We start from the raw sequence: 12,653 nt of genomic DNA, 5'->3' as shown, positions 1-12,653 counted from the left end.
GCTCGTTCTCGTTCAGGGCTTCAGCGAAACGTCTTTCAACTCGAGCCACAGCATTGGCGTGGAGCGGAAGCCTTCGACCTTCTTGTTGACGCCGTTCACGTGAGCGGCCGAGTAGACGATGATGCCAGGCACGGTCTCGTCCACGACCGCCTGAAACTTCTCGAACAGAGCCTTGCGCGCCGATTCGTCGTTGGTCTTGCGAGCCTCTTCGAGAATCTCGTCGATGCGCGGTTCCTTGTAGAGCCAGAGCTGACGATTCCAGCTGCCGTTGGAATGGTAGAAGGGATGCAGCGCCGTATCGATGGTCGGGCGAGCGAAATAGCCGTCGACATACATCTGCGCCTTGCCGGCGACGTTCGCGGCATAGGAGGCAAACGGCACGCGCTCGACGTTGATGCGGATGCCGGCGGCGCGTGCCATGTCGCGCACCGCGACACCAACACGCACGCGCTGCTCGCGTTCCTGCGGCACCTGCATCGGCACGTCGAAGCCGTTCGGGAAACCTGCTTCTGCCAACAGCTTCTTGGCCTTGGCGATGTCCGGTGGATTGAACTTCAGCGCCTTGTTGAAGTAGGGGTGGCTTGGCGGAATCGGACTGAAGGTCGGCTCGCCCTGGCCGAAGAGCGCGAGTTCGACGATGGCTTCCTTGTCGATGGTCGCGGCCAGGGCCTGACGAACGCGCACATCATTGAAGGGCGGACGTTCGTTGTTGAGGATGACGCCGTCCCAGGTCGGGGTCGAAACAGCGTCGAGGCGAATCGTAGGGCTATTCTTGAACTTGTCGACGGATTCGTATGGCAGGTTCCAGAGAATATCGATCGCGCCGGATTCAAGTGCCGCGATGCGCGCCGCCGCCTCGGGAACGATGAGCATCGTCACACCGTCCAACTTGGGCAAGCCCTTCTCGAAATAATTGGGGTTCTTGACGAGCTCCATGCGATCGCCTGGCGACCAGGACTTGAACATGAAGGGGCCGGTGCCGATCGGCTGGGTCGAAAGCTCACCCGCCTTGTCCTTCGGCACGATGCGCAACTGCCGGTCGGCGAAGATGTCGGCGAAGCCGGCATAGGGAATGTTCAGTTTGAACTGCACGGTCAGCGGATCGACTGCCTCAACCGTCTCGACCATGCTCAGGCTGGTGCGCGAACGGGATCCGGTCGCCGGGTCGAGGATGCGCTTCACGGTCGAGACAACGTCTTCGGAATCGAGCGTTCGGCCATGATGGAATTTCACGCCCGGACGCAACTTGAAGGTCCACGTCTTAAGATCGTCGGACGCGGTCCAGCTCTCCGCCAGGTCCGGCTTCACCGTCATATCGGGAGCAATGCGCGAGAGCCCGTTGAAGACGAGATGAACGTAGATGTACTCGTCGCCGATCGTGGTCTTGGCGGGGTCGAGCTGGTTGAGCGTCGTGCCGACGGCAACGCGCAAGGTGCCCTGGGCGAGAGCTGGAGCCGCGGCTGCGACGTTAACTCCGACGACCAGGGTCAGCGCAAGGATGAGTCGTCGCATGTGTGTCCCCTTTTATGTTCCGGTGGCGGATTGCGCAGGCGTGATCACGGAATCCGGGTCGACGGCTCGTGCGAGATACAGGTCGGCGACCGGTTCGTACTCAAGCCAGAGCCGTGCCAACGTCGCGATCGGATCTGAATCGCTGTCGACGCGCAGGTCGACATACGGAAAGGTCTCACGGTAAGCGACAATGAGCGCTGTCGAGACCAGCGGCTTGAACTCGCCGCCGGCCTCATCGCCGGCTTTCAGCGCGGCGATGAGCCGTGCGGCGAGGTGCGCCTTGGGATCGGCGGCGAAAGCTCGCACCATCGCGGCCGGGACCTCTTTGGAGCGGACGATATTGGCGATCGCGACGCAGTCGAGGCCATGAGCATCGGCAAGCTCGGGCTTGCAACTGGCGCCGGTAAACGACGCCGTGCGCCCGTCACGGTCGATCACTGCGAACTGTCGCCAATCGCTCCTCGGCGTCGCCGCCTTCAGCGCATCGATAATGTTCGGGGTTGAAAAGCCGCGCTTCAGAAGATCAAGGGCAAGCGGCCCGAGCCGTGGGTCCGTCGTATGCTGGGTCAGCACTGCGCCAACGCCAGCGGCGGCAAACGGGCAACGTGATCCCACAGCGATCGACGAGGTTGTGACCACGGCTCCCAGCATGCCCGTGCGGGCACAGCGTCCGGCGAGCGAGAATGTCATCGGTGCCTACTCTTTCTGACGGCGACGATATCGACTTCCATCAGCAATTCCGGGCTGGCGAGCCCCTTGACCACCAAGGTGGTGAAAGCGGGTGCAGCCTTGCTGAGGCGCTTCAGCACCGTCTCGTTCACCGCAGGCAGAAAGTCGCTTTCGGTGACATAGACGGTCGCCTTGGCGACGTCGTCGAGACCCGCGCCGGCTTCCGCCAACAGCGTCTCGACATTGTCCATCGCCTGTTCCGCCTGCGCTTTGGCATCGCCGGCGCCGTAGAGCTTCTCGTCCAGGCCCATACCGGTCTGCCCGCGCAGGATGACCTGATCTCCGGCAACCGCGATCATGCAGAACTTGCAGTCGAGCTTCTGACTTTCCGTCCCGTATTTCGCGGCGCTGGAGTGATACGGGCGCAATCGCTGATGCGGCTTTCCGTCCCGCGAGCGGATGGCGACGACGTCGATCTCGAACAGGATGTCGGGACGGGCAAACGCCGTCGTGACGATGCCGGTCGAGACCGGGCGGACATCGCCGAAGTGCTTGCCGATCATCGGATAGACGGCAGGGCGATAGGCACGATCGCTGATATAGACCGTGATCTTGCAGACCTCCTCCATAGAAGAGCCGGCTTCGCGAAGAAGAAGCGCCAGATTCCGCAAAGCGAGGTCGGCCTGAGCGCCGGCATCCGCCAGTGAGCGGCCCTTGGCGACGATGCCGGAATGATCAAGGCCCGAGCCGGTCTGCCCCCGTACGAAGAACTCGTCGTCGGTGGAAACGACCATGGAGCCGTGCCAGGGAAAGCCTTGCCCGTGCCAGCTGTCGAATGTGTAGGGCCGGGTGTAGCGGACCGGCTTCGACGGAATCGCAGCGTCGGCATCGATCTGCACGATCAATTCGGGCCGGCCGAGTCCGGCGACGACGAGGCCCGTGCTGACCGGGCGGACATTGGGAAGACGCTCGGTGATGACGCCGTAGACATCCGATCGATAGCCGCGATCCACGATGCAGGTCGTCAGCTTGGTCAAGTTCGTCAGCGACCCGCCCGCGGCCTTGAGCGAAGCCTCGAGCTTGTCGAGTGCCGCATGGGTCTGTGCCGCCGCGTCCCCTGGGCCCGTGATCGCGCCTTCTGCGCGCAAGGCATTACCACCGCTGAGATAGACCCGCTCACCGGCACGGACCGCGCCGGCGATGCGCATGGAGCTGCATCCAGGGAAAGCGGCGTTCTCAGTGGCGAAGCGCTCCATGAAAGCAAAGTCCTGTGTACGAGAGTGGCAGATCAGACCGACAGATAGGCGGCGGCGGCCAAGGCGTGCGTGCGCACGACATGCAAGAACTCTTCCACACCAACCCATTCGTCGGGCTTGGCCATGTTGGTCGGACGGCAGCCATAGACGTAGGAGGGCACGCCGTTCTGGCGCCAATGCTTGCAATCGGTTGCCCCAAGGCTCACCGAGGAGGCTGGCTCCTTCCAGCCAAGATCACGCACGGCCTTCTTCAGGATGCCGACCATCTCATGATCAGGCGAACTGACCGTCGGTTCGCACGAATGCGTCCAGACCGGGCTCAGGCGGGCCTGCTTGTAGCGGGCGACGACGCGCTCGACCTCGGCCAGGAGGAACGCATGGGTCATGCCGACCGGCAGGCGGATGTCGACTTCGAGGCGGCAGTGCCCGGGAAGCATGTTGATCTTGACGCCTCCTTGAATGACACCGACCGAAACGGTGACCTTGTTGAGGATCGTCGAGGCGCCTGCGCCGATTCCGTCATCGATCGCGCCAAATCCGGCCTCGATCGCCTTTCGGACCGAGTCCTCCTGCACCACGGGCAGGCCTTCGAGCTCATAGAGATCACGGATCAGGTCGGATGCGATACGGATCGCGTTCGGGCTGGCATGGGTATAGGCGGCATGGGCGCCGGGCGTGTCGATCTCGATGACGATGCGCAAGGTGCCTTTCTCGCCGAAGCGCACCATAGTCGGCACGCTCGGCTCGCCGTTGAGCATGCAGTCGCCGCGAAACTCCTCGGGAAAGTTCTCGACCAGCCACTTGGCGCCCCAGGTGCCGCCGGTTTCTTCGTCGGACACACAGGTCAGAGTGAGCCGGCCGCCGAGCTCTTCACGCAGACGATGCAGATAGATGTAGGTCCAGATCGAGGCCGAGGTGCCGCACTTCATGTCGGCGACGCCGCGGCCATGCACTTTTCCGTCTTCGATCGCACCGCTCCACGGGTCGCGCGACCACGTCTCCGCCTGCCCTGCGGGAAACACGTCGATGTGTCCGTTGAGCACCAGATGTCGCCCCTTGCGGCCGCCGTTGAAGCTGCCGACGACATTGGGCAGGTGCTCCTTGGCGGAGCGGATTTCCACCGGCACACCTTTGGCGCGCAGTTGCGCGAGCAGGAAGTCGGCGGCGAGGCGGGTGTCGCCTGGTGGGTTCGGGCTTGGTATCGCGACAAAGGCCGAGAGGAACTTGATGAGCTCGTCCCGGTCCTCTTCGATCCAGGCGAGAATGCGTTGTTGAATGGTCATCATCTCGCTCCGCGTCACAAGCCCACCGTCGTCTCTGGCGGCGGGTCATCAGCCTCGGAGCCAAGCTAGTCAGAGCGCGGCGCACGATCGAATTAAAATAGACGCGCGATTATTCAGAACGATTATAGAGGGACCGGCATGCGCCGCCCGCAGGCAGGGATATCGGTATCTCAGAGGTTGCACCGAACTCGGCGCGCCCCCTCTCCCGCTTGCGGGAGAGGGTTAGGGTGAGGGGCAGTAACACGGATAGTGTCGCACAGCTGTTCGCAGCATACTTCGCCGTTTACGTTGAAGCTCGGCCTTCGCGGCATCAACCGCGCGTGCCACGGCCCCTCACCCTAACCCTCTCCCCGACGGGGAGAGGGGACTTAGGCCGAGCGCGTGGCTCCCTATTACTCAAATCTCATATGCGATAGCTCGCGCTCCGCTACAGGATCGAGGCTCCGAAATTGGTCGCAGGATCCATTTCCGGCGCCAGGCGACCGGTCGGCGTTGCTGCCCAGCCGCCTGTCCTACGGAGCCAGCGGCCCATACCGGGCTCACCCTTGAGTTCGCCACCGACCACAACATCGCGACCGCGCACGATCACGCGCTCCGGCCAGCCAGTCACAACTCGGCCGGAAAACGGCGTGAATCCGGTCCGCCCATGCATGGTTGCATCGGTGATCGTGACCTGCCTTCTGGGATCCCAGATCGCGATGTCCGCATCATAGCCCGGCTGGATCGCGCCTTTACGCGGCAGGTTGTAGATCCGGGCGGGGGCGGTCGCCGTAAGCTCGACGAAGGCTTCGATACCGCGGCCGGTAAATTCCGGCCGTCCTTGCGAAACGAGGGCATCGAAAAGCAGCGGCAATCGGGTCTCAATGCCGGGCAGTCCGTTGGCGATCTGTTTGAAATTGGGTTCGCGTCCGGCTGAAAGCTTGCCGGTTTCGTCGAAGCGATAGGGTGCGTGGTCGGACGAGATCGTCTGCAGGTCGCCGAGTGCCAGAGCGCGCCACAGCGCGTCCTGATCGGATTTCTCACGAGGCGGCGGAGAGCACATCCATTTCGCCCCTTCCAGTCCGGGCTTGTCGAGATCGTGCCGTGTCATGAAGAGGTACTGTGGACAGGTCTCGGCAAAGACCTTCAGCCCCTGGCCACGCGCCGTTCGAATGACGGCTGCGCCTTCCTCGGTCGAGACGTGAAAGATCATGATCGGCTGGTCGATCAGAGCGGCGGCGGCGATCAGGCGCGTGAAGGCTTCGGCCTCGGAGCCGCGAGGGTGGCTGATCGCATGGTATTTCGGGGCCGAATAGCCCTTGGCGACGAGCTTCTTGCCCATCCATGAGATCATGCCGTGGTTCTCAGCATGAACGCATACCAGAGCCTGCCCCTGTCGCGCCGTCAGCAGCAGATCGAGCAGCGGTTCGTCATCGATCTTCATCAGGTCGTAGGTCATGAAGACCTTGATCGAGCCATGACCCTCCGCGATCAACTCCGGCAAGTCCGTCGCGAGCGTCTTGGCATCGGGGTTGGCGACGATCATGTGGAAGGCATAGTCGATCATCGCGCCGCGCCGGGCGAGCGCCGCATAGTCGTTCATCACTTCACGTAGATCGAGACCGCGATGCTGTGCGGCGAAGGGCATAACCGTCGTGGTGCCGCCGAACGCGGCCGACGCGGTGGCGCTTTCAAACGTGTCGGCGTTCAGCAATCCGCCGGCCGAGACCTGCTCGATGTGAGCATGTGCATCCACCCCGCCGGGCAGGACGAGCTTGTTCGTCGCGTCGATGTCCCGTGTTCCGGATGCAAGCCCCTGTCCAAGCGCGACGATCGTTTCGCCGCGAATTGCGACATCGGCCTGGAAGGTGCCGCTCGCAGTTCCAATGGTGCCACCGCGAATGACGAGATCATAGGGCTGGGCGGTCATGCTATTCTCCTGCTGGACGAGCCGGTCGGCGAGGCGGATGATGGGCGATAACGAAGCCCGAGATAAAGCCGATGCCGCGCAGACCTTATATCCTCGTGATCAATCCCAATTCGAACGAGGCAGTTACGGATGGCTTGCGGCAGGCCGTCCTTCCCCTGACCTATCCGGAGGGGCCGGAAATCGCCTGCACCACGCTGAAGGAAGGGCCGTACGGCATCGAAACGCAGGAACATGCCGACACCGTCACGATGCCGTTGCGCCGGATGATCGAGGCGGCAGGCGACGTCGACGCCTTCGTGATCGCCTGCTATTCCGACCCGGGCCTGCATGTCGCGCGCGAAGGCACCGACAAGCCTGTCTTCGGCATCGCCGAGTGCGGCATCCTGACGGCACTGACCCGCGCCGACCGGTTCGGCGTGATTGCCATCAAGGCACGTTCGATTCCGCGCCATATCCGCTATCTCCGGCAGATGGGCTTGATGGATCGCTTTGCCGGCGAACGTCCGCTCGAAATGTCGGTTGCTGAAACGGCCGCAGGCGACAAGACGCTCGATCGCATGATCGAGATCGGGCGCGATCTTAAGGACCAGGATGGCGCCGGCGTCATTGTGATGGGATGCGCCGGCATGGCGCGTCACCGCATAAGGCTCGAGCAGGCGCTCGGCGTTCCGGTGATCGAACCGACACAGGCGGCGGTCGCGATGGCGATAGGCACTGTCGCGGTGCGTTGACGCCGCGATACGCGCGCCAGAGCGGCTGGTGACGGCGCTATCCGGCACAGGCCGGTGCCCTCTGCAGCAATGGAAGCAGTGCCTTCGCATCAGGCAGCCGATCGAGGCCAAGGACACTTTCCGCCAGAAGGTCGACCTGTTCGCGTGGCAAGACGAGACCGGCGAGCTCGTCGAATTTCGCCCGCAGCGGTTCGATGCCGAGCGGCTTGTCGGGCGCGCCGAGCGGCACCGTCGTTTCCTCTTCGATCCGCCGACCGTCCCGTGTTTCGACGATGATCGAGGATTTCCAGCTGGCCGTGACAGTCTCATCGATGTCGATCGCGATCTTGTCCAGCGTGGTCGCAAGCTCGGACGAGTTACGCCGCTCTTCCGAGTACGCAGACAAGCCGACCGTTCCGAAGCAGAGGCGCGCGGCAACCGCGTAGGGCAGGCTGAGCTGCGCGGCGGATAGCGTTCCGATGCCCCTGCCGCCCACCATGCCGTCGAGAAAGGAATTCAGCCGGGCGCGCACGTGCGTGACCTCGTCCGGCTGTAAGCTCTCGCGTGACATGACGCGGCCGATCGCATCGACCGCAGCATGTGTGTCACGGCACGAGGCATAGGGTTTGATCGCGGCATGGCGCAGCAGCCAGTCGCTACCAAGCTTGTGGGTCAGCGCTTCAGGCGCCAATGGGCCATGAGCATAGGTCTTGAAGAAGCCGCCCCAGACATCCTCGAAAGCATTGTGAGGCCCAGTCACGCCCTGTCTCGCGAGAAGCGCTGCCAGCAATCCGCCTTCTGCGGCGCGCCCGGCATGCACGCGTTTGGCCATGGCGCCATCATGGATGAAGCCCCAGAGACCGCTGGAGAAGCTCGCGGCAAGGCCGAGGCTGGATGCCGTCTCCGTGGGATCGAAGCGAAGCAGGGATGCAACGGCGGTTGCGGCCGCGAATACGCCGCAAGTCCCTGTCGAGTGCCAGCCCGCGCTGTTATGGGCGACATAGCCGCCGAACCCTTCCATGACTCTGCGTCCGATGTCGTAGCCGAGTGCTACGGCCGTGATGACGTGTCGTCCATCGACCGGGCCGTCGATCAGCGGCAGAGCGGCCATCACCGCCGGAAGAACGACTGCCCCGGAATGGTCGCAGCCACCCGTATCATCCAGCTCGAAGGCGTGGGCCGCAATGCCGTTGACCATCGCTGCGCTGCGTGGCGGCAGCCGCGCGTCGGTGCCCCAGAGCTGGGCCTGGCCCGGCCCATCCAAATGGCCAAGCGCGGTGCGGGTCCGTATCGCTTCCTCCGATGTGGCGCCGGCAAGCGCGGCACCGAAGGTATCGAGGATATGAAGCCGTGCCTTCGCCGCCATGTCCTCCGGCAGATCGTCGTAGCGCGCATCCGCTATAAATCGGGCCAGTCGCGTGATGATCGTCTCGTTCATGGCGTCATCTCTTGAGCTGCAACGACATGCTCAGCTTGCGTTGTCGACGACCCACTGGGTCAGCACGGCGCAGGCGTCCAGGAAATCATCGATCTCCATGTGCTCCTTTGGATTGTGGCTGCCGTGCTCGTTGCGAACGAAGAGCATGCAGGTCGGAACACCCGCCGCGGCGAATGCAGCGGAGTCATGCGAGGCCGGACTGCCCAGCGGCATGCTGCGAATACCCAACCGTTCTGCCGTCGCCGTCATCGCCATCGCGATGGCCGGATCGATCACGCCGACGGGGGCCGCCGCCCGCTTGCCGAGGTCGAACGTGACCTTCCGCTCGGCTTCGATGCGCTGGATCACGGCGGGTATCTGGCCCTCGATTTGGTCGAGCAGTGCTGGATCATAGGCTCGCACGTCGAGGCTGAAGTGAAATTCTCCCGGGACGGTCGTCATGCCGTGTAGGCCGGCATCGGTGTGGAAGCGTCCAAAAGTGATGGCCAACGGTGTTCCTGCGGCCTCGAGCTGCGCCCATCTGCGGTCCAGGTCATTGGCAAAGGCAACGGCTGCCATTGCCGCGTCACGCCGAAAGCGGCGGGGCGTCCCGACATGGTCGTGCCGACCGACGATGCACACATTGGGATATCGAAAATTTCCGGGAATGCCCGTGCAGATCGCGATGGGGTAACCAGCCTCGAGCAGGCTCGGCGCCTGCTCGATATGCACCTCGATGAAGGCGCGGATCGCGGCCGGATCGAGCTCACGTTCGCGGTCTTGTAGCTGTTGCGGACGTCCCCCGCAGGCGGCGATATGCTCCGACAACGTGCGGCCGGTATCGATGCGCTTGGCATCGAGTGCATCCTCAGGCAGCGTGCCCAGCGCTCCGCGGCTGCCGATATAGGACACTTCGAACCATACGCTTTCTTCGGCCCGGATTCCCATCGCGGTGATGTCGCAGGCCGGCTTGACGTCGAGGTCCTGAAGAACCGCGATCGCGACGAGGCCGGCGAGCACGCCCGCTGCGCCGTCGAAGTTGCCGCCATGCGGCACGCTGTCGAGATGCGAGCCCATGAGGATGCGCGGTGCCGTTCGATCACGCCCAAAGAGGGTGACATAGGTATTGGCGGCCGCGTCAGTGCGAACATGGAGTCCCGTACGCTGGCCATGCTCGAGGAGGACGCGATGCCCCCAGTTTTCACCCTCTCCATATGTATCCCGGGTTATGCCCGGCTCGGCGCGACTTCGTTCGGCAAGACGCGCAAAGAACGCCTCCACCATGTCGCGTTGCGACGCGACCGCTGCCTTGATGATTTCAGGGTCTGGTTTTGTCATGCTCTGCGAGCTGAATGATGATCTGGGCTTCGGCCGTCGGATTCATGCTTTCTTGTTGAAGTAGCCTGCGCGCACCACGGCACCGATCATGTTGACGATCAGGCGGCCGGCGGTGATGCAAGTGATCTGATTGAAGTCGGTGCGCGGCGTGATCTCCACGACATCCATGCCGACGACACGGCCCTTCTTCACCAGGCCATGGATCAGCTTGCGTGCCTGGGCGAAAGTGACGCCGCCGGGGCAGGGACCCGCCACGCCCGGCGCAATCGCCGGATCCATTCCGTCGAGGTCGACGGTGAGATAATAGCGGCCGCCGTCGGGGATGCGCGCCAGCACGGACTCCATGCCGCTGTCGTGAAGCTCGTACGCGCTGATCAGATGCGCGCCATAGGACCTGGCGGCCTCGACTTCCTCAGTCCGGGCGCTGCCGGTGGCGCGCAGCCCGATCTGGAAGATGTCGTGGACATGCTTCATTTCCGAGGCCCGGCGGATCGGGCTCGAATAGCCTTCGGTGACGCCGTTGACTTCGTTGCGCCAGTCGAGATGCTGGTCGATCTGGATGAGTGTGATGGGGCCATCGCCATCGAGGCCGCGCAGCACCGGAATCGGGATGCCATGATCGCCGCCGATGACGATCGGCAGCGCGCCGGCGGCGCGGATCTTCCGGATTGCTGCCTCGGCCTTCTTGTAGTGACCGGTCAGATCTCGCGGATCACCGATCACGTCGCCGCAGTCGACGGTACGGATCGGCCGGTTGTCATAGAGCGGGCCGCCAATGTCGAAGTCATAGCGTTCGACCGAACGGGTGATCCGATCGGTGGCCCGGCGCATTGCTGCCGGCATGTTGGTCTGATCATTGACGATCTCGGCAAACGTGTAGGCGTCGCCATAAGGAATGCCGAGGAAAGCGATGTCGGCCTCGAGAGCGTCGAGATCGGTCGCGAGCTTGGAATAAAGAAAGGTCTGATGGCCTGTCTTCGGGGCGGAGGTCAGTGTCATGCCGGTATGCTCGCGTTGGCGTTCGTGATCAGACGTCGAGCCAGCGCAACTCGCCGGCCGGTGGTGCAATGTCAGGGTTGGCATCGATCATGCGTTCCCAGACGCGTCGGGTGACGATTTCGGCCTCGGCAAGCAGCGCCTCTTCATCGACGGTCAGGACCTTGCGGTCGCGCATCACGAACTCGCCATCGACGATGACGGAATGGGCGAGGCCTGGATGGCCGTAATGGACGATGTTGGAGACCAGCCGGATAATCGGCCGCATGGCCGGATGAGCCAGGTCGAGGATGGTGAGGTCGGCCTTCATGCCCGGCCTGATCGCGCCGATATCCGCTTCGGCGCCGACGCTGCGGGCGGCGTTGAGCGTGATCATGTCGAGCACGTCCTGCGCGCTTGGGCTGGTGCCGCCCTCCTTGTCGCGTCCACGTCCGCTGCGATGCACGATCAAGCCGATCGCCATCGCCTGGAACATGTCCTCGCTCATATTGTCGGTGCCGATCGCGATGTTCACGCCTGCGTCGCGGATCCAGCCGATCGGAACCTTGTGCAGGCCACGCCGGCTTGAACTGGCGGGACAATGAGCCAACTGTGCGCCGCGCTGGGCAAGGAGCTCGACGTCGGCCTTCGTGCAGAACGTCCAGTGCGCCAGTGTAAGGTCGGGGCCTAGAAAGCCCTCGCGTTCGAGATAGCCGGCGGGCGTGAGATCGTGCTGACTCCGGACCGCCTGGACCTCGCCGGTGCTCTGTGCCAGATGGCAGGTGCGCGTCAGCCCATGTTTCGCCGCCAGCTCCTTTAGCTTTGCCAGCATCGCTGGCGAGCAGTTGTCGGGAGCGTGAGCCGCGACCTGACAATTCACCCGTCCGCCGCGCGCGCCGTGCCAGGTCTCGATCAGCGCTCGCGCCCGGTCGAGGAAGATCTGGCCAAAGGCTTCATCTATGGTGTACTCGCCGAAGCGGATTTTCCGCGTATCGATATCGGCACAGCTTTCGGACAGCCAGAGGCGCAGGCCCGTATCTGCCATGGCGCCGGCATAGGTACCGACATGGCGAAACGGATCGACCAAGGTGGTCGTGCCGCTGCGGATCGCTTCCAGGCAACCCAGCGCCGACATCACCGCGCGCTCGGCGTCACTCATCGTGTAGGAGATCGGTGACATGTAGCGGTAGATGACGTCGCCGTCCCAATCCTCGACGGTGCCGCGCAGGGACGTCAGCACCGTGTGGGTGTGCGCGTTGATGAAGCCGGGCAGGACGGCAAGGCCGCGGCCGGACATGCGCTCGTGATGAGGATGGGTGACGAGCAGTTCGGTCGTCTCACCGACGGCGTCGATACGGTCGCCAGTTATGGCGACCGCGCAGCGTTCGAGCACGCGGCGTTGCGCATCGCAGGTGACGACGGTCGTATCCGTGATGAGCAGGTTCATCGTGGCGTGTCGGCTCCGATCGACTCGACAGGGTCGCGACACTGGGACGGATGAAGCTAATCGGCAACACGAGCGCCTATGCTTTATCGCGCCCGGTTATTTCCGCTGCAAATACTCCGCGCGGTCCGAGATGCGCG

Annotated in this window: 10 protein-coding genes; 1 reads left to right on the top strand and 9 read right to left on the bottom strand. The window is 63.5% G+C overall.

Translation table 11 applies throughout. The features are described from left to right. Window positions 1–12: 12 nt before the first annotated feature. From RCO31_RS31985 to hydA, 5 genes are all read right to left on the bottom strand, one after another. The gene (locus RCO31_RS31985) at window positions 13–1,512 is read right to left on the bottom strand and encodes an ABC transporter substrate-binding protein (RefSeq protein ID WP_308972414.1); all 1,500 of its coding nucleotides are present in this window, start codon (window positions 1,510–1,512) and stop codon (window positions 13–15) included. Window positions 1,513–1,524: 12 nt separating this feature from the next. Then, window positions 1,525–2,202 (bottom strand): DUF1028 domain-containing protein, encoded by a 678-nt coding sequence (locus RCO31_RS31980; RefSeq protein WP_308972413.1) that lies wholly within the window; start codon window positions 2,200–2,202, stop codon window positions 1,525–1,527. Further along, complete coding sequence (locus RCO31_RS31975) at window positions 2,199–3,389, bottom strand: RidA family protein (RefSeq protein WP_308972412.1); 1,191 nt, start codon at window positions 3,387–3,389, stop codon at window positions 2,199–2,201. Before RCO31_RS31975 ends, RCO31_RS31980 begins: the two co-directional genes overlap by 4 nt. Window positions 3,390–3,469: 80 nt before the next feature. Further along, the gene (locus tag RCO31_RS31970) at window positions 3,470–4,720 is read right to left on the bottom strand and encodes a M20/M25/M40 family metallo-hydrolase (RefSeq protein WP_308972411.1); all 1,251 of its coding nucleotides are present in this window, start codon (window positions 4,718–4,720) and stop codon (window positions 3,470–3,472) included. A gap of 427 nt (window positions 4,721–5,147) precedes the next feature. Continuing rightward, on the bottom strand, window positions 5,148–6,629 hold the full coding sequence (gene hydA, locus RCO31_RS31965) for a dihydropyrimidinase (RefSeq protein WP_308972410.1): 1,482 nt from the start codon (window positions 6,627–6,629) through the stop codon (window positions 5,148–5,150). A gap of 71 nt (window positions 6,630–6,700) precedes the next feature. Here hydA and RCO31_RS31960 point away from each other — a divergent pair, with 71 nt between their 5' ends. Then, window positions 6,701–7,360 carry an aspartate/glutamate racemase family protein gene (locus RCO31_RS31960; protein ID WP_308972409.1) on the top strand — a complete coding sequence of 220 codons (660 nt, stop codon included), beginning with the start codon at window positions 6,701–6,703 and terminating at the stop codon, window positions 7,358–7,360. 37 nt (window positions 7,361–7,397) lie between these two features. On the opposite strand, the gene RCO31_RS31955 is transcribed toward RCO31_RS31960, so the two are convergent. From RCO31_RS31955 to RCO31_RS31940, 4 genes are read right to left on the bottom strand one after another with little or no spacing between them, the layout of a single operon-like run. Then, entirely contained in the window at window positions 7,398–8,777 is a 1,380-nt protein-coding gene (locus tag RCO31_RS31955) for an MmgE/PrpD family protein (protein WP_308972407.1), read from the bottom strand. Between the two features lie 30 nt (window positions 8,778–8,807). Then, window positions 8,808–10,094 (bottom strand): Zn-dependent hydrolase, encoded by a 1,287-nt coding sequence (locus tag RCO31_RS31950; protein WP_308972406.1) that lies wholly within the window; start codon window positions 10,092–10,094, stop codon window positions 8,808–8,810. A gap of 42 nt (window positions 10,095–10,136) precedes the next feature. Beyond that, the gene (locus RCO31_RS31945) at window positions 10,137–11,093 is read right to left on the bottom strand and encodes an agmatinase (RefSeq protein ID WP_308972405.1); all 957 of its coding nucleotides are present in this window, start codon (window positions 11,091–11,093) and stop codon (window positions 10,137–10,139) included. A 28-nt stretch (window positions 11,094–11,121) separates the two neighbouring features. Then, entirely contained in the window at window positions 11,122–12,516 is a 1,395-nt protein-coding gene (locus tag RCO31_RS31940) for an amidohydrolase family protein (protein WP_308972404.1), read from the bottom strand. Between the last annotated feature and the right edge of the window lie 137 nt (window positions 12,517–12,653).

The sequence above is a fragment of the Bradyrhizobium sp. LHD-71 genome, assembly GCF_031157255.1.
In the GTDB taxonomy this organism is placed as follows: Bacteria; Pseudomonadota; Alphaproteobacteria; order Rhizobiales; family Xanthobacteraceae; genus P52-10.
The sequence above is the reverse complement of the archived record's forward strand: the minus strand, read 5'-3'. Positions and strand labels throughout refer to the sequence as shown.